The organism is Novosphingobium hassiacum (genome assembly GCF_014196055.1).
Classification (GTDB): Bacteria; Pseudomonadota; Alphaproteobacteria; order Sphingomonadales; family Sphingomonadaceae; genus Novosphingobium; species Novosphingobium hassiacum.
In genome coordinates this window covers 859,787-879,380 of the sequence record NZ_JACICY010000001.1, presented here as the reverse complement: position 1 = coordinate 879,380, position 19,594 = coordinate 859,787, and the positions used below count along the sequence as shown (strand labels likewise).

At 62.7% G+C, this 19,594-nt stretch carries 13 protein-coding genes, 1 tRNA gene and 2 pseudogenes; 3 read left to right on the top strand and 13 right to left on the bottom strand.

Going from position 1 to position 19,594, the window contains the following annotated elements; genetic code table 11:
* Positions 1-17: 17 nt before the first annotated feature.
* The 3 genes from qhpC to peaA are packed head-to-tail and all read right to left on the bottom strand — an operon-like array spanning position 18 to position 3,576.
* Positions 18-344: a quinohemoprotein amine dehydrogenase subunit gamma gene (gene qhpC, locus GGQ88_RS04340; RefSeq protein ID WP_183611831.1), complete on the bottom strand. Its 327-nt coding sequence runs from the start codon at positions 342-344 to the stop codon at positions 18-20.
* Positions 341-1,795, bottom strand: a complete 1,455-nt coding sequence (peaB, locus tag GGQ88_RS04335; RefSeq protein WP_183611830.1) for a quinohemoprotein amine dehydrogenase maturation protein — start codon at positions 1,793-1,795, stop codon at positions 341-343. Before peaB ends, qhpC begins: the two co-directional genes overlap by 4 nt.
* A complete protein-coding gene (peaA, locus tag GGQ88_RS04330; RefSeq protein WP_183611829.1) occupies positions 1,792-3,576 on the bottom strand; it encodes a quinohemoprotein amine dehydrogenase subunit alpha in 1,785 nt (594 codons plus the stop codon). Before peaA ends, peaB begins: the two co-directional genes overlap by 4 nt.
* Positions 3,577-4,016: 440 nt before the next feature.
* On the opposite strand from peaA, the gene katG reads away from it, so the two are divergent.
* Together katG and GGQ88_RS04320 are read left to right on the top strand one after the other, a co-directional pair.
* Positions 4,017-6,239: a catalase/peroxidase HPI gene (katG, locus tag GGQ88_RS04325; RefSeq protein WP_183611828.1), complete on the top strand. Its 2,223-nt coding sequence runs from the start codon at positions 4,017-4,019 to the stop codon at positions 6,237-6,239.
* A gap of 132 nt (positions 6,240-6,371) precedes the next feature.
* A tRNA-Gly gene (locus GGQ88_RS04320) sits at positions 6,372-6,445 on the top strand.
* Between the two features lie 8 nt (positions 6,446-6,453).
* Here GGQ88_RS04320 and GGQ88_RS04315 read toward each other — a convergent pair.
* The 5 genes and pseudogenes from GGQ88_RS04315 to GGQ88_RS04295 all read right to left on the bottom strand — a co-directional run.
* Positions 6,454-6,739: pseudogene (locus tag GGQ88_RS04315) on the bottom strand (IS21 family transposase); the annotation flags it as partial.
* Between the two features lie 80 nt (positions 6,740-6,819).
* Positions 6,820-7,311 (bottom strand): hypothetical protein, encoded by a 492-nt coding sequence (locus GGQ88_RS04310; RefSeq protein ID WP_183611827.1) that lies wholly within the window; start codon positions 7,309-7,311, stop codon positions 6,820-6,822.
* 293 nt (positions 7,312-7,604) lie between these two features.
* Positions 7,605-8,987 carry an efflux transporter outer membrane subunit gene (locus GGQ88_RS04305; protein ID WP_343057081.1) on the bottom strand — a complete coding sequence of 461 codons (1,383 nt, stop codon included), beginning with the start codon at positions 8,985-8,987 and terminating at the stop codon, positions 7,605-7,607.
* Positions 8,984-10,057, bottom strand: coding sequence for an HlyD family secretion protein (locus GGQ88_RS04300; RefSeq protein WP_183611826.1), 1,074 nt, complete (start codon positions 10,055-10,057; stop codon positions 8,984-8,986). The genes GGQ88_RS04305 and GGQ88_RS04300 overlap by 4 nt, the downstream gene beginning before the upstream one ends.
* On the bottom strand, positions 10,054-11,742 hold the full coding sequence (locus tag GGQ88_RS04295) for an MFS transporter (RefSeq protein WP_246385432.1): 1,689 nt from the start codon (positions 11,740-11,742) through the stop codon (positions 10,054-10,056). The genes GGQ88_RS04300 and GGQ88_RS04295 overlap by 4 nt, the downstream gene beginning before the upstream one ends.
* Before the next feature lie 50 nt (positions 11,743-11,792).
* Between GGQ88_RS04295 and GGQ88_RS04290 the strand changes: the two genes are divergently transcribed.
* Positions 11,793-12,104 carry a hypothetical protein gene (locus tag GGQ88_RS04290; RefSeq protein WP_183611824.1) on the top strand — a complete coding sequence of 104 codons (312 nt, stop codon included), beginning with the start codon at positions 11,793-11,795 and terminating at the stop codon, positions 12,102-12,104.
* 102 nt (positions 12,105-12,206) lie between these two features.
* Here the strand turns inward: GGQ88_RS04290 and GGQ88_RS04285 are convergent, their stop codons facing one another.
* The 5 genes and pseudogenes from GGQ88_RS04285 to GGQ88_RS04265 all read right to left on the bottom strand — a co-directional run bounded on the left by GGQ88_RS04285 (position 12,207) and on the right by GGQ88_RS04265 (position 19,587).
* The gene (locus GGQ88_RS04285) at positions 12,207-13,466 is read right to left on the bottom strand and encodes a cation:proton antiporter (RefSeq protein ID WP_183611823.1); all 1,260 of its coding nucleotides are present in this window, start codon (positions 13,464-13,466) and stop codon (positions 12,207-12,209) included.
* 20 nt (positions 13,467-13,486) lie between these two features.
* On the bottom strand, positions 13,487-14,794 hold the full coding sequence (locus GGQ88_RS04280; protein ID WP_183611822.1) for a sugar MFS transporter: 1,308 nt from the start codon (positions 14,792-14,794) through the stop codon (positions 13,487-13,489).
* A gap of 18 nt (positions 14,795-14,812) precedes the next feature.
* On the bottom strand, positions 14,813-17,263 hold the full coding sequence (locus GGQ88_RS04275) for a glycoside hydrolase family 3 protein (RefSeq protein WP_246385430.1): 2,451 nt from the start codon (positions 17,261-17,263) through the stop codon (positions 14,813-14,815).
* A gap of 99 nt (positions 17,264-17,362) precedes the next feature.
* On the bottom strand, positions 17,363-18,580 hold the full coding sequence (locus GGQ88_RS04270; RefSeq protein WP_343057080.1) for an MFS transporter: 1,218 nt from the start codon (positions 18,578-18,580) through the stop codon (positions 17,363-17,365).
* Positions 18,546-19,587 (bottom strand): annotated as a pseudogene (locus tag GGQ88_RS04265) (LacI family DNA-binding transcriptional regulator). The gene GGQ88_RS04270 and the pseudogene GGQ88_RS04265 overlap by 35 nt, the downstream one beginning before the upstream one ends.
* Between the last annotated feature and the right edge of the window lie 7 nt (positions 19,588-19,594).

Here is a 19,594-nt window from a genome sequence, read left to right as displayed (position 1 = left end):
AGACGGCAAACCCGGCATCACGGGAAGATGATGTCGAGGCTGCGCCAGTCCTTGGCCGCCGTCGCGCAATTGCTAGCCCAGTCGGGCGAGTAGTTGACGTGGTCGGGGACCTGCACCGGCCAGAAGCAGGTGACGTAGCAATCGTAGATGTCGCGCTCTGCCGGCTGGCACAGGCCCGCCGTGCCGCCGCCCGCATCGACTTCCCAACCGGGCGAGAACGAGATCGAGCAGCCCATCGGCGTATGCATCGGCTTCTGCTGGAGCGCGATCACGTCCTCGTCGGTGGACGCGATCGTTTCCTCGATGCGCAGAGCCTTCTTGTTGAGTGGTTTCAGGTGCTTCATGACAAGCCCTTTCGTGCAGCAAAGCGTTCGAGAAATTCGGGGTTACGCGCAGCGACGGTGCCGTAGATCTTGAGGCACGTGTCGGTCCATTCACGGATCCAGTCGCAGTAGTGCAGGTTGGCGTGGCCGGTATCGCCGTAGCGCACGAACGCCTCGTGATGGCATCCGCCCGCGCAGAGCGGACGCGCCCAGCACGACGAACATTCGTACTTGGCGCCGACATGCCCGCGCGTCAGGAAATCGGTGCGCTTTTCCTTGTCGAGCCCGGTGGTCACGTGGCCGAGCACATGCGTGTCGGCGTCGGTGAAGCGGTGGCACGGCGAAAGATCGCCCGAGGGGCTGACGCCGACCAGACCCAACCCCGCGCCGCATGGGTGCGACTTGTTGGTGCCCTGGATCAGTTCGCTGATCGTTTCCGACACGTTGGAAAAGCCGTGCATCTCGCCGCGCAGGGCAAAGGCAAGCCATTCCGCCGCGAGTTCGTGGAAGGCCGAGACGACCGTGTCCATGCCATCGCTGTCGAGCGTGTAAGTCTGCTCGCCCGAATCCGTGACCGGCGCGAAGCCGACTTCGTGGAAGCCCAGATCGTCCTTGAGGTGGCGGTAGATGCGGATGACGTCGGTCACGCCTTCGGTCAGCGTGACGCGGGCGGTGATCGCGCGGGTCTTGTGCCCGGCGATCAGCTTGCGCAGGCGCGGCTCCATCACCGCGTAGGAGCCCTTACCGCTCTTGTAGACGCGGCGCTTGTCCTGAAGATCGGGCGGGCCGTCCATCGATACGGTGACGCCGACCGCCTGATCGGAGAGGAACTGGATAATCTCGTCGGTCAGCAGCGTGGCGTTGGTCGTCAGACTGTAGGTCATGCGCTTGCCGACTGCAGCCGAAGCCTCGTTGGCATAGAGCACCACGTCGCGCAGCAGCTTGAAGTTCATCAGCGTTTCACCGCCGAAGAAAGTGATGTGCGGCACCTCGCGATCGCCCGAGCTTTTCAGCAGGAAATCGACCGATGTCTTGGCGGTCTCAAGCGTCATGTACTTGGGCTTGCCGGCGGGCGTGGCGATCTTGTCCGCGCCGAATTCATAGCAGTAGGTGCAGGCAAGGTTGCACTGGTTGGTGACGTTGAGCACCAGCGCCTGCAACGGATAGTCTTCGGGCGGGGCAGGCGGGGCGAGCGGGGCCTCGCGGATCTCGTCCGAAACGATGCCGCGCACGGCGCGCAACTCGCGGATCAGGTCTTCGGCATCGGCGCGCGAATAGTCGGCTTCGATAAGCGCCTGGACCATCTCGCCATAGGCCATGTTCCTTTCGCCGAGCAGGGCCATAACGCGGGCCGCGCCTTCGTCCAGCGCGAAGATGGCGCCTGCCGATGCGAGGTAGACGAAGCCTTCGCCTTGCGCATCAAACAGGTGGATGTCGCCGCGGCGGTACTTGGGAGCAAGGACTGTCGTCATTTTGCGACCTCAGGTTGGTCCCACCGCTTGTAGGCGGGGACGGACACGATCATGTACGACTTGGCGGTGAGCGGCTTGCCCAGAGCGTCCTTTTCGGACTTGGCGGTGGCGACAACCCAGACTTCGCCGTAGTTGTTGCGACCCCATTTGCGCGCAGGGTTCGGTCCGTCGATGGCAGGCGTGAACAGCGCGTTTTCGCTCAGCTTGCCGACGTAATTGACGTCGTCGTCGTAATAGACGGTCTGGAATTCTTCCATCTTCCAGGTCACGTCGATCGGACCCAGCGCGACATCGTCGGTGGTGTAGGGTTTGCCGTCGAGGCCGTTGTCATAGCCGATCGCATCGAACTGCGCGAAACCCGGCGTATGCTTCTCGCTGCCGCCGAGGCGGGCGAGCGACGTGTCGGGCGTGGTCTTGATGTAATCGACCTTCTTGTAGACCGGCAGGCCAGCGGCGAGCACCGAGCCTCCTACGCCGACATCGTGCGCGCCGACCGCTGCGTCAGCGGCCACATCGACCATCAGGACGGCCTGCGTCGGGCTGGCCGAGACGACCTTGCTGACGACCACGCCCTTGCCCAGATCGATGTCCGAAGGCTTGAGGCCTGCGGGGAAGGCATCGCCCATCAGCGTCAGCGTCGTGCCCTTGGTCCCGGTCTTGAGCGCATAGGGCGCGACCGCGACGACGGTGGGTTCAGCCGAGGCGCGGGTCAGCTTCACGTCGAAGCCGAATTCCTTGTAGTCGCCCCAGAACCAGCGGCCCTGAGCCGACTTGCGATCGGGCGAGAACCACATCGTCTCGCGCGTTTCGTGATCCTGCGGTGCGTCAGGTGACGCGCCTTCCGGGCCGCTCGACGATGTGCCGCGCCATGAGTAGCCGGTGTAGACGAGGCCCTTTCCGGTGCGCGTCAGAACCGAACCGTCCTTGATCGAACGCAGCGTGATCGCGGTGGTGTAATCGTCCTCGGCAGCAGCAGGCGTGACGATCATTTCGCCGACGTAGAGTCCCTTGCCGGGCAGCATGGCATTGACCATCCACTTGCCGCCGAGCCGCGGCGACTGGATGCGCGCCTCCCACTTGGTCCATTCGGGCGTGGTCAACGGTGCGTTCTTGTTCATGTATTCGAGCGCGACTTCGACTGGCAGCGGCTTGACCGCGCCGGTGGCGACGGCGGGTTGCGTCGGGTCTTCGACCGGGCGGCGATACTGCGCGTCGGCCTGCGAATACATCGAAACATGGAGATTGCGGAGCAGGCTCCACTCAGCCTTGGAACGCCGCCATGAGAGCGGCTGCGCGAAAGCATGGCACGATGCGCAGGACTGGCGGATCGTCTCGTTCGGTACGTTGGTTTCGTTCACCATGCGGTGTTCGGGCAGGTACATCACCGGTTTGGCTTCTTCGGGCGCGAGGCCATGTGTGGCCGAGAGCGCGCGGACAACGGCCTTGGATTCCGCTGGCGTGATCGACAGGCCGTTAATCTTGATCATGCGGTGAATGACTTGCGCCCAGCCCTCGGGCGTCGTGCGCACCCAAGAGATACGCGAGAGGTTGCCCTTCGCATCTGCGGTATGGCAGGTGCCGCACTTTTCGATAACCGTTGCATCCTTCACCGCGATGCCGGTTTCGGTCTCGACCGGGTTGGACGGATCGCGCGCGGCCTGGGCGAAAACGAGGGTGGCGGGAAGCGCCGTCAGTCCGACGAATTGCGCCAAACGGCTGCTGAGCAGACGATTCAGGCGGCGGTCGGCACTATGGCGGGTAACAGTCTCGGCCACGATCATGGTCGCAATTTCCCCCTGATGGCTGGGCCGCTATCCTGCGAGTCGAGAGCGGCTGCAGACCAAAGACTGGACAGATGTCAAAAGTTGGTCAACGCCTTTGTTTGCATCTGCGAAATGAAAAGTGACGACCCCCTGTTGGCGGCACTTCCAGGGCGTATGTGTCCGCTTTCGCGCACGGCAGGCCATACGCATAACGCGCAAGGATGGTTTGTCCTGAGGTCTGGGGCAGCGGAGGTCACTGGTCTCCAGATCAACCACGAGTGCCCCGGCAAGCAGCCCGCAGCGTGCCCAAACGAACAGGTCGGGGAACGGCGATGACCGGGGCCTGTATTCGAGACGATTGATCGCCTCAGCCGCTCAGACTGACGCAAGATGATCATTTAGGAGGGCCGACTGGCGGTAGTAGGGTCAGGCCAACACAGACAGCTGAGGAGCAGGTGATGAACGTCGCAACTGGAAGCATGGCAGGTGGCTGCCCGGTCCCGCATGACAACGTGAAGCCGCGCGCGCTGCTGGGGCGGACGAACCGCGAATGGTGGCCGGATTCACTGCCGCTCGATATCCTGCATCAGGGTGGTCGCTCGGCCGATCCGATGGGCGACGACTTCGATTATGCCGAGGCGTTCAACACGCTCGACTACAACGCGCTGAAAGCCGATTTGCTGGCGATGATGACCGACAGCAAGCCCTGGTGGCCGGCCGATTACGGCCACTATGGGCCGTTCATGATCCGGATGGCGTGGCATGCGGCGGGCACCTATCGCACGGCCGATGGCCGGGGCGGTGCCAACAGCGGGCAGCAGCGCTTTGCCCCGCTCAATTCCTGGCCCGATAACGGCAACCTCGACAAGGCGCGGCGCCTGCTGTGGCCGGTAAAGCAGAAGTACGGGAAGCACATCAGCTGGGCCGACCTGTTCATCCTGGCAGGCAACGTCGCGATCGAATCGATGGGCGGACCGGTGTTCGGTTTCGGCGGCGGGCGCAAGGATGTGTTCGAGGCAGAGCGCGACATCTACTGGGGCAGCGAGGAGCTGTGGGTCGGCCAGGAAGGCAACAAGACCCGCATCATCGAGGAGGAGCAGCTCGATCTCGAAAGCCCGCTTGCCGCGATCCAGATGGGCCTGATCTACGTCAACCCCGAAGGTCCCGGCGGCGTGCCCGATCCGCTTCAATCGGCGCGCGACATCAAGATCACGTTCGAGCGCATGGCGATGAACCACGAGGAAACTGTCGCGCTGACCGCTGGCGGGCACACCTTCGGCAAGGCGCACGGGGCAGGCGATGCAAGCCTTGTCGATGTCGCGCCCGAGGCGGCTGAAATGACGCTGCAGGGCCTTGGCTGGTCGAGCACGTTCGAGAGCGGGTTCGGCGAACATACGATCACCAGCGGTATCGAGGGCGCGTGGGTCAACACGCCTACCGAGTGGAGCGAGAACTACTTCCGCCTGCTGCTCGACTACGAATACGAACTGGTGAAGAGCCCGGCAGGCGCGCACCAGTGGCAGCCGATCGATCAGCGCGAGGAAGACATGGCGCCCGACGCGCATCGCCCCGGAGTCAAGGTGCCCACGATGATGACCACCGCCGACATGGCGCTGAAAGTGGACCCCGAATTCCGCAAGATCAGCGAGAAGTTCCGCAACGATCACGAGGCGTTCAAGGACGCCTTCGCGCGGGCCTGGTTCAAGCTGACCCATCGCGACATGGGCCCCAAGGTGCGCTATCTCGGCCCCGAAGTTCCGGCGGAGGACCTGATCTGGCAGGACCCGGTGCCGCAGGGCTCAAACCCGTCCGATGCCGACATCGCCGCGTTCAAGCAGGCCATTCTGGGCGCTGGGTTCAGCGTCGGCCAGTTGGTCAAGGTGGCATGGGCCTCGGCCTCGACCTATCGCCGGTCGGACCACCGCGGCGGAGCCAACGGCGCGCGCATCCGGCTTGCGCCACAGTGCGACTGGGCAGTGAACGAGCCTGACGAACTGGGCACGATCCTCGACCGGATCGAGCAGTTGCGCGGGGGCCTGTCGATGGCCGATGCGATCGTGCTGGCAGGCACCGCAGCGGTCGAAAAGGCCGCAAGCGATGCAGGCTTTGCCATCGATGTGCCTTTCACCGGCGGGCGCGGCGATGCGGTGGATGAATGGACCGACGCCGAAAGCTTTGCGGTGATGGAGCCGATCGCTGATGGTTTCCGCAACTATCTCAAGACCAAGCACAGCGTGAAAACCGAAGAGCTGTTGCTCGACCGCGCATCACTGCTCGGCCTGTCGGTGCCGGAAATGACTGTCCTGATCGGGGGCTTGCGCGTGCTCGGCGCGACGCATGGCGACCGGCCTCACGGTGTGCTGACCACCCGCAAGGGTCTGCTGACCAACGACTTCTTCGTCAACCTGCTCGATATGGACACGATCTGGGAAGTCGTCGACACCAGCAGCGACGAGGAGTTCGTCGGCTATGTCCGCAACGGGCGTCAGGAAAAGTGGCGGGCCACGCGCACCGATCTGATCTTCGGTTCGAACAGCCAGTTGCGCGCCACCGCCGAAGTCTATGCCGAACGCGGTAATGAGGAAAAGTTCGTCCGCGACTTCGTTGCCGCCTGGACCAGCGTCATGAACGCGGATCGCTTCGAGGTGCGCAATACCGGCCACTCGACGGCGACGAGTTGAGGTGCCGCGCGGGACGTCCGGCGGCGTCCCGCGCCCATCGGAATTGACCACGTTACAGGCCTGTGCCATAGGCCCGTCCGCCGGGCGACGCCGGAAAGACGTCGAAAAATTCGAGCGTTAAATGCTTGATTTGCGGGTGTAGCTCAATGGTAGAGCAGCAGCTTCCCAAGCTGAATACGAGGGTTCGATTCCCTTCACCCGCTCCATATCTTTAGGCCCGACTATGCGACAGCGTTGCATGGGCCACCTGCAGCTTAATGGACTTGCCGCCCAAGACCACATAATCTTCGCTCCAGTCGAACTGGAACGCCTCGCCAGGCTGGAAAGCCAACGGCACAAACGTCCCGCGGCCGCTGGTCTGCTGCTCGTACTGGCGCTTGCGCTTCCAATTCCGCATGCAACCACCCTGAAAGCTTATCGGCAAACGGGTCCAGTTTACTCGGCCGGTCGGGAACCTTGAATATCGGCTCCACGGTGTCAGCCCGAAGATATTTGTCGATCACTCCAGTGCCTCCCGACTGTCTGCCGGGGCGAGGAAAGCATCGGTCAATTCTCAGTGATAATTTCTGGGCATCCCGCGTCAATTCCCGGCGCTATTCAACAGTTGAGGCAGACTCGAGCCAACTACGCGCGCGAACCCGTCGCGTTCGGCGGAGCGGAGCCATTCGGAATAGTCCGCAAAAGCCGCACCGCCCACATTCACCGGGCCACATGTCGGCAGGTCCTCGACATGGAGACTGACTGGCATAAGCGCGATTGCGCTACTGGCCGGTGTGGGGCGCCTCTGATGCATGAAAGCCGTGGTGCAAAGCCCAAGTAACCGCCCATCCTCGATCGGGCGGCCTAGAACCGTCAGCTCAAATCGCCCGAAATCGTTAGTCAGCAGATAACTGTGGCCGGTCCGCGTCGAAAAAGAAACGCGGCCCTGCTGGAGTGCTGGACCGGTGAAATCGTCCCTCGTTACGAAGGATAGCACTGCCGCTGTGTCATCCCATTCGATCACCACGGCATAGGCGATGATCGTATCGGCGTGGTTGAACGAATGCCGCACCGCGAGATAGACGCCCTCCATCCAACGGACGGCTGTCTTTCCGCCATTGCGACAACGGGCTGAACGAACGGCAGGAATCGATCACGTCAAAATTGAGCGGGAATGACCGGGTTCAAGGCGGCATTTGCCGGAATTTCGATGGCAATCAAAGGGTCGGAAGCGACCAGCCTAACCCGTGCGTTCGCTTAAGAGCGAAAGTCAGTTCGTGGTGAAACCTGCCGCCAGCATATCTTTTTGCATTCCAGCAAAAGCGCCTTCGTCCACCCCATTCCCGGCAGATGATGAGTCAAAAGCCTCCAAACGAACTCCTGAAATCATGGATCGGCGTCGTTTTGAGCAGACCAGCCACCGCCGAGTACCTGAAACAGATTGATCCGTGCGTTGAGGGCATCGGCGCGTGTCTGGATCAGGCTCAGTTCCGCAGAAAGTAAGCCGCGCTGTGTATCGAGCTGCTCGAGCAGCGGCGAATAGCCTTCGCGATAACGATTACCGGCAAGGCGGTTGGCCTCGGCCAGAGCATTACGTTGCGTGACCTGAATCTGCACCTGCCGGTCCAGCCCGTCGACCGATGCCAGCGCGTCGTTGACCTCGCGGAAAGCGGTCAGCACGGTCTTGCGATAACCGAACGCCGCAACATCGCGCTGGGCGCCGGCCGCCTCGGCACCGGCACGCAGGCGGCCACCCTCGAACAGCGGGGCAAGTACGCTCCCACCCAACGACCACAGCCCGACAGGCCCAGAAAGCAGAGTGGAAACGGCTACCCCTGCATTTGCCGAAAGCCTGAGCGATGGCAAAAAGCGCTTGCGCGCAGCGGCAAGGTTGCTGTCGGTTGCTGCAAGCTGAAACTCTGCCTGCGCAACGTCCGGCCTGCGGCGCAAAAGTTCTGAAGGCAATGCTTCAGGCAGCGGTGGTTTGACCAGCATGGCAAGCCCTTCGGAACGTGTCACCGGACCGGGCACTCTCCCAGCGAGCACGCTCAGGACGTTTTCCTGTCGCGCCCTTGCTTGCTCCAGCGCGGGCACCAGCAGCAGGGCGGCCTGATAATCGACCTCGGCTTGCTCCAGTTCCAGCTTGGGTGAATAGCCGACCTTCACCCGCCGCGCGATAAGATCGCGCGATCCCTTGCGCGTTTGCGCGGTGCGCTGCGCCAGCGCCAGCCTGTCATCGAGCGCCAACAGCGTGACATATGCGGTGGCCGTCGCCGAAGCGACCGAGAGCCGTACGGCATCGCGCGCGGCCTGGCTGGCCAGCCAACCCGACCGGGCCGCGCTGATCTGATCGGACAGGCGCCCGAACAGATCGACCTCCCACGCCGCCTGTACCTGCGGCTGGGCCGCGCGCTGCTCAACCGGCTGACCGAAGGGACTTATGCTGCGTGAATCCGCAGCTGCAATTGCGGCATCGAGGTTCGGCAACATAGCCGCGCGCGCCACATCCTGCTGCGCCCGCGCTTCTCGCACACGCGCGGCTGCGATGCCGATATCGGCGTTGCGTTCCAATGCTTCCTCGACAAGCGCTGCCATCTGCGGATCGCCAAAGCTGCGCCACCATTCACCATCGACAGGCACGCCCGGGCCAAGGTCCACGCGAAATGAAACCGGGGACGTCACGGGCGGCACTTGCGCGGTTTGTACCGCAGGGCCCGCGCATCCAGCCAGCATGGCAAGGCCTGCGATCGTGAAGACCGCGTGCCTCACGAACCGGTATCCACGCGCGCTTCCACCGACATGCCGGGTCGCAACCGCCTCGCTATCGCCTGACCCGGATCGATCCTGATCCGCACCGCGATGCGCTGTGCCACCTTGACGAAATTACCGGTAGCATTGTCTGCCTTGAGGACTGCAAATTCCGACCCCGCCGCGGGTGAGATGTTCTCTACGTGGCCGGTCAGTTCTCCGTCTCCCAGTGCATCGACGGTGAAGCGCGCAGGCTGCCCCACGGCCATGCGCGCAGTCTGCGCTTCCTTGAAATTGGCGATCACCCAGACATCGTAAGGGACGAGAAACAGGAGCTGTGTTCCCGCGGTTACGAACGCACCTAGTCGCACGCCCACTTCGGAAAGCTGCCCATCCTCAGGCGCGCGGATCACAGTGTTTTCCAAGTCAACTTCTGCTGCATGAAGCTGTGCTCTCGCAGCCTCGACCGTGGCCTGAAGCCCGCCGCGCCCCACCAGCACGCTCCGCACGTCCTGCTCGCCCACGCTCCGAGCGGCCTGCGCCTGACGCACGCCAGCGTCGGCGGCGAGCAGGGCGGCGCGCGTCTGGTCGCGTTCGCGCTCGGAGATGGAGCCGTCGCCGACCAGCGCGCTGGCGCGAGCCATGTCGGCGCGCGCCTTTGCGGCTTGCGCCTGGGCGCTGGCAATTGCGGCATCCTGGCCGCCAAGCGCGGCTTTGCGCGACCGTTCGCTCTGCTGCGAATTCGCGAAAGCCGCTTCTTGGGCGGCAAGATTGGCGCGCGCCTGTTCGACCTTGGCCTGATACTGCCGCTGATCGATCACGGCGATGATCTGGCCCTTCTTCACTTTCGCAAAGTCCTTGACCAGCACTTGCGTGACATAGCCGCTCACTTGCGGGCTGATCACGGTTACCCGGCCGCGCACATAAGCATTGTCGGTCGATTGCGAGAGACCTGCGAACGGCGGCAGATGCCATGCATAAAGCACAGCCAGAACCGCGCCGAGCAAGGCCAGCGCGATCAGGGCAAGCCGCGTCTTGTTCGGGCGCTGAGGTGTCCAGCCATCGGCGGGGGTTTCGTTCTCGTCGCTCATCCGGCGGTCCTTGAGGCTGTGGTGGCACTGCTAGCGGCGGTTTGTTGCAGGCGTTGCAGCTGAAGCAACGGCGATTCCTCGCCCCGCCGCGCCATCCCACTGCGAATGAAGATCGACCAGACGGCCGCCACCACCGCCAGCACGCCGATCAGAAGAAACACATCGTTGAAGGCAAGGATGTTCGCCTCACGCGTGGCCTGTTGCGAAAGGATCGCCGCGCCTTGCGCATTGCGCAGGATGGGGTCGCCCACGGTGCGCGCCACCAGCCGCCCTCCCGCCGCGATGCGCGCCGCAACTTGCGGGTCGGTCATCACGATCGACTGGACGATCTCGGCCGAATGCATCTTTTCGCGCACCACCTGGAACGTGCCGAGCAGCGCGCCGCCGACCAATCCGCCCAGCGCCTGGCTCATACTGAACAGCACGATGAAGCTGACGAAATTGCGCGGCCCCGCCAGCAGCGTCCGGGCAAGGCCGATGATCATCGCCTGCGACAGGAACAGGATGCTGGCAAAGCCGATGAGGGCCTGACAGATGTAGAAATTCTCGGGCCTCGTCAGGTTGTTCGCATCGGCATCGAGAAACGCCGCGATCGCGATCAGCACGAGTGATATGGTGATCGGCCGCGCGACATTGGCCGGGTTCAGCGTCACCAATGCTGTGATCAGTCCGGCAATCGAAGCTGCGATGATCACCAGATTGAGGCCAACCATTTGTTCGTTGGTCATGCCCACCACGGTCAGCAGGCCGACCGAGCCGAAAGCCTGTTCCGAAAGCAGCACGCGCACCGCCGCCGCGATAGACATCAGCCGCACCATTTCCCGGGTGCCCAGCCAGCGCGTGTTGATCAGCGGATTGCGGCGGAAGTGTTCATATACGAACGCGCAGGTGACCATCACCATCCCGGCAACCAGCGCGTATCCCATCCACGGGCGCGAAGTCCACCACTCGATCCGGCCCTGGCTGAGCACTGCGATGAGCAGCGACATTCCCGGCACCAGCAGCGCGATGCTGACTGCGTCGCCCTTTTCGAAGACCTTCGAGCGCTCGCTCGGGGGCAGTGGCAGCGCAAGGATTGCGGCGAGCGACGCCAGTGCCAGACCCAGTTCAAACCAGTACAGCATATGCCAATCGCCCGACGTCAGCAGCCCCGGCGAAACCACTCGTGCCAGCGGCGTGGCAAGCTGCGGGATCGAAATGCCGATCATCAAGCCGCCCAGCCGCTTGGCCGCCGGCATCGCCTGCATCAGGTAGAGCACCGTCAACGAAGACAGGGCGCTCCCTGCAAGCCCGCCTGCTGCGCGCACTGCAATCGCCGACCAGAAGCCGTGGACGAACAGATGAAATACCGTCGCCAGCACATAGATGCCCAGCATCCAGCGGATGAACGGCTGCAGCCCGAACTGCTGGCGGTATTTCACCAGCACGAGGTTGGCCATCGTGTTGGTCATCAGATAGGCCGCCGTCAGCCAGCTTGCCTCGTCCGGCCCCAGCCCCAGCGTGCCTTGCGCAAAAGGCAGGTTCACCGCGACCAGCGCGTTGCCCAGGCCGCCTGCCAGCCCGATAAGAACGCCAATGGCCCCATAGGCTAAGCGGCGACGCGTCGGATGATCGGGATTCGCGGGCGAGCCAGGAAGCGTCGGCTTTTCGTGCGGCTTGAACTGATAGGCCGCAGCCTGCGCCATGGTGTTCCCCATTCATGCGTCAGCAGCCCCACGTTTAGGCTGGATGAGAGATGAAAATCGCGCGCGCGATCAACCCGGCAGCCGCAGCAAGGTTCCCTAAAACAAGATACTGGCTGGCCGGACAAAAGCAACGCGCTGTTCCGTGGCCCCTCGGACCTTACTTTTGTCCGAACCTGAAGGAAGCGCCTTTCGATCACCATGAAAGGACGGCGATATACAAAGGCAGAAACCAATCACGGCAATCTGAAACACGAATTTCCGGAATTGAGGCAACAATTGCCACAATTTTATTCCGGATCGACGGGGCGGCAGCCGACCAGAGTCGGCTGTTTAGATCACGCACCGTGGATGTCTGCTTCTGACAGAATTTGCCAAAGGCTGCTTCCAAGCGGACTGTCAGCAAGCTGCCCCTTCTCGGTCATTGACGTTTTACTGCTGGGAGGGGTTCACCCAATCAAAGGCCACTACACAACCTTGATTTCGCCTCTTGCCCTTGCCGCGCGGCCATAGACCAGTTCGAACAGCGGGGTGGCCATGAGCGTGGTGACGACGGCCATCAGCACCAGAATGGCGAACAGCTCCGCGCCGATGATCCCGCGAGACAGGCCGATGTTGATGATGATGAGTTCCATCAGGCCGCGCGCGTTCATCAATGCGCCGATGCCCATCGCGGTGGCGTGGTCCTGTCCGGACAGGCGAGCGGCGAGATAGCAGGCGCCGCCCTTGGCAAGGATAGACGCCGCGACGATGGCCAGCGTTACGGTGATGAGCGAGGCGCTGCCGAGCACCTGCAAGTGGGTGTTGAGGCCGGAGAACGTGAAGAACATCGGCAGCAGGAAAACGACCGTGAACGGTTCGAGCCGCGCACGCAGGTCTTCGGCGAATTTGCCACGGGGCATGGCCGTGCCCAAGAGGAAGCCGCCGAAAACCGCATGAATTCCCGCAGCGTCCATCGCCCATGCGCTGAGCAGGAACAGGATCAGCACGATCGCCATGACCCCGCCATCGACCCCGCCGTTGCGTTGGGCCAGCGTGGCAAGCCGCTGGAGCTGTGCCGGGGCAAGCCAGATCATGACCACGGCAAAGGCCAGGCCGCCTCCGATGGCCAGAACCGCGGTGCCAGCACCATCGCCGAGACTGGCAAGGACCAGAGCGATCACGCCCCAGGCGCCAGCATCGCCGATGGCGCCTGCTGAAAGCGAGAGCAACCCCAGCCGCGTGCCCGCTATGCCGCGCTCGTGAATGATCCGCGCAAGCATGGGAAAGGCGGTGATGGCTATGGCCGAGCCAAGGAACAACGCAGCCTGACCGGAGGAAATCGCCGGCGAAAACAAGCCGGGGTGGTTGAGCAGCCACGGGACCATGAGCGCCGCGACGGCAAAGGGCGCGATCATCCCGCCGATCGAGACCGCAGCGGAACTTCGCGCATGAACACGGAATTCGGCGCGATCGAGGGTGAGGCCGACAATGAACATGTACAGCCCGACCCCGAGTTGGGCGCCGACGTAGAGTACCTTGCGTGATTCAGCCGGAAACAGTGTGGCTTCGACGCCGGGCAAGAGCCACCCGAGCAGCGATGGACCCAGAAGTATCCCGGCGATCATCTCGCCCACAACCTGGGGCTGACCTAGAAACCGCTGAACGAACCAGCCAACGACGCGGCACGTCGCCAGAATTGCAGCCATCTGCAGAAAGAACAGGATGCTCGATTGGGCCGCAGTCATTCTGGAAGCTCACACTCCGATCACGCCGACTGCTGGTCACGGCCTTGTGGCTTCGAGGCGAACACGCCGAAAGCGGCGATCACGGCATAGCATATTGCGGGCAAGGCCAGCGCGATGGCCAGACTGCCCGAGATATCTGCGAGCGAGCCGGTAAGCGGCGGGATGACCGCGCCGCCGACGATCGCCATGCAGATGACACCAGACCCATCAGCGGTGCGCGGCCCCAGGCCTTCGCAAGCCAGGCTGAAGATCGTGGGGAACATGATCGAATTCATCAGGCCGATCAGCAGGAGCGAGTAGCCCGAGACAGCGCCGGTCGAATTTGCGGAAATGATGATGAGTGCAATCGCGCCGATGGCATTGGCGGTCAGCACTCGGCCCGGTCTGAGTACCCGCAGCAGGCCCGATCCGATGAAGCGCCCAACCAGCGCACCGCCCCAGTAGAGCGGGATCAGCTTGCCAGCTGATTGCTCGTCCAGACCGAGGACCGAGGACTGCATCAGATAGTTGACGATGAACGAGCCGATCGCAACTTCAGCGCCCACGTAGAGGAAGATGCACGCAGATCCGAAGCCGAAGCGCTTCTGCTTCAACAGGTCGAAACTGCTGATGATCGAACCGCCGCTGTGACGCTCACCCTTGAGGCGGTTCCGGTTGAACCAGACCACTGCGGCCACCACTGCCAGAGCAGCGGCAAGGCCTAGATAGGCCATGACGACAACGCGTGTTTCTTCGACCCGATAAGCATCGAGCCCTGGGCCGGACAGTTGCGAGGCGGAAACGTCGGCCAGCCCGCCAAGGATCACGATTGAACCGACATAGGGGAAGATCGTGGTGCCGAGCGAATTGAAGGCTTGGGCAAAAGTCAGGCGGCTGCTCGTCGTATTGGCTGGTCCGAGCAGCGAGATCAGGGGATTGGCCACGACCTGAACGACGGTTATCCCCGATGCGAGCACGAACAGCGCCATCAGAAATACCCCAAATGTCGCGCTTGCCGATGCCGGGACGAAAAGCAGGCAGCCACCCATCATCGCCAGCAGACCCAAGGCCGCACTGCGCATGTAGCCAAGCTTCTTGACCAGCGCTGCGGCGGGTATCGAAATCGCGAAATAGGCCGCGAAGAAAGCCGACTGCACCAGCATGGCCTGCGCATAATTGAGCGTGAACAGCTCTTTCAGCTTGGGAATGATCACATCGTTCAGCGAGGTGATCCCGCCAAAGATGAAGAACAGCGCAAAGACGAATATCTGCAGACCCGGTGCATTCACCGCGGTTCCGTTGGTGTCAGCAGTGGTCGGATCGCCAAGCTGGCCTGGTGCGAGCGCCATGTCTTCTCCCTTGTTTTTCTATTTTTTCTGAACCGGGGGGCACGCGATAGTGACGCCCACTCCTTCGATGTTCACGTTGCGCAAGGTCGCGGTAAATCCGACGGGCGCGGCAATGCGCAGCGGCGCGCCGACAGCCGTGAAGTTGGCGCCGGCGTCCTTGAAGCACGTTAGCGGAATACGCGTCTGAACTGGCGAGCCGGAAGGTGCCGCGCGCACGAGATCTCCAATATCAAGCGTTGCCTCGCCAAACGATACTTTGATCGGACCCGCCACTGCCCGGTCTATCCGCCAATCCAGCAAGAGAGCGAACCCTCCATTAAGCTGGCGCATCAAGTCTACCGGAGTACCCTCTATAGAAAGGCTGCCGTCCGCGTTCCAAGTGAATTGTCGTGCATCTTCCTGAGCGGAAAGATCGACCGCCCGCGACGTAATCGCCCCGTCGATTCCTAGATGCCAGGGTGCCGGTACGTTGCCGCGAACGAAATAGTTCTCCGCGCTGGCCGATTCCGCCAGTTCCATGCGCGGATCTTCGTTCAGCCGGGCGACGCTGGCAGGTTTCGCGTAGCTGAGGCCGTAGCCTGTCGGAAATGCCGGCTTGAGCACAGGCGAATGTGCATCGTCGGGCCAAGCGAAAGGCAACTTGCCCGTGAAATCGCGAAGCGGTTTGCCATTGGCCTGCGCCACCAGCACATCGGCAACTCCGATGCCCTGACTGCCAGGGAGCCACGCGGCAACGAAAGCATCTGACTGGTTGATCAGCTTGCTCGCAAACATCGGGCGGCCGGACAGAAACACGGTAACGATGCGTGTACCTTGCGCCTTGAGCCGAGCGATCAGCGCATCGTCCTCACGCGTTGTCCGAAACGCGATGTCAGGCAGATCACCCTGAAATTCGGCATAGGGACGCTCGCCCAGCACAACGACGGCAACATCGGGCTTGTTCGCAGACGTACCCTCGGTCGACAGCGTCGCCTGCCCTCCGGCAGCAATGACCTGACTGGCGATGGCCTGTCCGATGGTCTGGCCCTTGGGGAAATCGGCCGAGGTCGTGTCGGTGCCCTGCCAGGTGATCGTCCAGCCACCCGCCTGCATTGCCATGTTGTCGGCGCCATGGCCCGTGATCAGAACTTTCGCGCCGGGGCGCAGCGGCAGGACACCACCTTCGTTCTTGAGCAGGACGAGCGATTTTGCCACGGCTTCGCGCGCTATCGCAAGATGGGCCGGGGCACCGACCATGGCAGGATTGCCGCGCTCGACAGGTTTGGCGTCCAGCATGCCGAGTTTGAGCTTCACCCGCAGGATCCGGCGGACGGCATCGTCGATCCGTGCAGCCGGGATCACGCCTTCGCGGGCTTCGCGCAAGGTGTTGGCGAACAACGGCTTCCAGCTTTCCGGGGCCATGAACAAGTCCAGCCCGGCATTGATCGCAGCCGGGCAATCGGTGACTGTGCAACCAGGGATCTGGCCGTGACCGTTCCAGTCGCCGACCACCAGGCCAGCAAAGCCCATGCGTTCCTTGAGGACGCCTGTCAGCAGCGATTTGTTGCCGTGGTGCTTAGCACCGTTCCATGTCGAAAAGCTGGCCATTACTGTCAATGCACCAGCGTCGATCGCGGCGGGATAGCCCATGGCATGCGTTGCAATCAGTTCGCGTTCGGAGATCCTGGCATCGCCCTGATCCTTGCCCTCAGCGGTGCCACCATCGGCCAGGAAGTGCTTGGCAGTTGCTGCGACGTTCTGCGCGCCCAGCGGCTTCCCGGCGACGAGCGTGCCCTGCAATCCGCGGACCATGGCCTTGCCGTAAGCTGAGACCAGTGCGGGATCGGCGGCATAGCCCTCGTAGCTACGACCCCAGCGCAAATCCTGCGGGACGGCCAATGTCGGCGCGAATGTCCAGTCGATACCGGTTCCTGCTATTTCGGCGGCGGTTGCTGCGCCGATGCGCTGGATCAGCGCAGGATCGCGCGCGGCGCCAAGGCCGATGTTGTGAGGGAAGATCGTTGAACCGGGCAAGTTGGAATGGCCGTGCACGGCGTCGACGCCGAACAGGACGGGAATGCCTGCACCCGAATTGCGCGAGGCAGCGTGAAACGCCGCTACGAGCTTGGCCCATTTTGCGCCATCGGCTCGTTCATCGCCGTAGGGACCGCTGTTTCCGCCCGCGAGGATCGATCCAAGCGGATATTTTGCGAGGTCTTCGGGCGTGATTGCTGAGATGTCTGCCTGGATCAGCTGGCCGACTTTCTGTTCAAGCGTCATCTTTGCCATGATCGCGCTTATCCGCGCTTCGTCACGCGAAGTGGAAAACGCAGATGGGCTTCGCGCGGCGGGCCACGCGGACGGATGTGCGGTGGCTTCCGGTGCGGTCTGCATCGTCGGTGCGGCAGGCGCCTGTGGCTGTTCTGCCCGGCTGATTGCCGCCCAGCTTCCCGACAAGAGGACAGCCGCCATCAATGCAGAACTGCGCATTGGATCTCCCATTTTCGCTTTGTGAACGTTATCATTACCAGATGACATGATGCTCTTGGGAAATCAAGCATTCTTCAAAAATCTGGTCGCTTCGCCCGATCAGCGGGGGCGGGCAGGGCTAAGGAGAGCGGCAGCGCCCAAGGCAAGAACCGCTAACAGCACGAACAGCCCGCGGAATCCGATCTCGGGGATCAGGGTTATCGTCAAGGCGGGCATAACCAGCGAAGGCAGGGTATTGGTGAGGTTGAAGACCCCCAGATCGCGACCGCGCCGGTCGCCGCGCGGCAGAACGCGCAAGGTCTGGGCAGAGTGCAGGGCCAGAAACACGCTGCTGCACAAGTTGAACGCCGCATAGCCGACGACCGCCACCACCGGGCTCGTGGTTCCGCCCATCAGCAGCAAAGCCGCGCAGGCAAATGCGGCGGCGATGCGCAAGGGCAACAGCGGTTTTCCTTGACGGTCGGTCCAAGACCCGATGATCAGCGTCAGCGGCACGGAAACTGCCAGCATGCCGCCGAAAATGCGCGCGGTCGTCGAATCATCGAAGGATGGGTCGAGCGATCGCAGCCACAGGTAAAGGTAGGCGAACAACGTGGCTTCGGATATTTGCACCAACAGGCGTGCCACCCACATGCGCAGCAGCACGGAGCGTTGCGGCATGTCGGACTGAGAGGAGGGCGCTTCTGGTTCCGTGACGGGAGCCCGCGCGAGAGATCCGAAAAGGAGCAGGGGGACGACACAACAGACCTGAAGAAGTGCGACGATGAGCACCCGCATCTCGGGCCCGGCCATCCCCGGCACGGTGACGAAAGCGCCGGTCAGCGCACCTGCGGCTGGCGCAAAGGCCATCATCCCGCCCAGCTTGCCCTTCTGGCTGTCCGGGACAAGGTCTCCGGCCCATGCGGACAAAGGGCCGAGCATCATGTTGAGAGCCAATTGCCAGCACGTCAGAAGCACGATGTGTTTGAGAAACGTGGTGACCTGTGTGGTCAGCAGCAGCAAGCCTACGGATAATACCAGGCCGGCAGCCACCCAGATGCGCCGGTTGCCCAAGACGTCGCTTGCCCAACCGAACGCGATGCCACCGATGCTGGCTGCGATCGCTCCGGCAAATGCGAAGCTGCCGATCCATGTCACTGCCAGATCGCTCTTGCCCGTAACGCCTGCGAGCGTTTCGATCCGGACCGGCAAGAGGATGGTCAGGAACGGAATATAGGCAATGGCAGCGCCTGCCCAGGCCAGCGCGAAGAGGGGGAGGAAACCGGACTGCGTGCGGAGGCGATCAACCCGCATCGCGCGGCGCAGCGGTTGATTCACGGACGACCAGGCTGGCGGGTACGACGACCGGGATCGTCACAGACAGTTCCTCGCGCTGGGCGGCAATCAGAAGCTCGACCGCCCGCGCCGTTATCTCGGCCACTGGCTGATCGACCGCTGTAAGCGGCGGCCGGGTGAACCGCACCAACGGCGTATTGTCGAAGCATACCAGCGACAGATCCGCAGGGATGGCCAGACCCATGGTATGTGCCACTTCGATCGTTGCGAGGGCCATCTGATCGTTGCTGACGACAATCGCGCTGGGCGGGCTCGCCCGGCTCAGCAAGGCGCGTGCCGCAAGTTCGCCCGAAGCATAGCTGAAATCACCCGTGGCAAGCAGGCCGTCCGTGCTCATCCCGGCTTCGGCCATGGCCGCGCCAGCCCGAGAGCTGATAATCGGCAGGTCCTGCGATGAAGCCGATGCTGCGATGACCGAGCGCGAGCAGATGCTGCGTTGCCTGCTGTGCCGCTCCTTCGTCGTCCATGGTCAGTGCGATGCCGTCGCCCGTGCTGCGCGAGCCGATCCGGGCGAAGGGAATCTGGCGCTTGGCCAGCAACCCCGTAATGAGCGGGTTGTCGGAGTGTGGTGGCGTAAGGATGACGCCATCGGGCTGAAGCGCAGCGATTGCCGCCGCAAGCTCGCGCTCGACATGGTCGTTGTGTGTATCGACCAGTTCAATGATCAGGCGATAGCCATTCTCGGCACAGCTGAGCATCCCGCCGAGCAGCATCTGGTCGACCCAGTCGGTACCCTGCCGTGCACGCCAATCGGCAATCGTGCGATCGCGGTCGTTCAAAGCCAGAATGATATAGGAACGCGATCCGCTCATCCGTTGTGCCGCGATCGAAGGGACATAGCCCAGCTTGTCGATCGCCGATTGCACCCGAACCTTCATTTCGGGCCGAACGCTCGCTTCGTTATTGATGACACGGCTGACCGTCTGCAGCGATACTCCGGCCTCGGCCGCAACATGCTTGATCGTGACCGCCTGCTTTCGCCGCGCCATGTTCGGT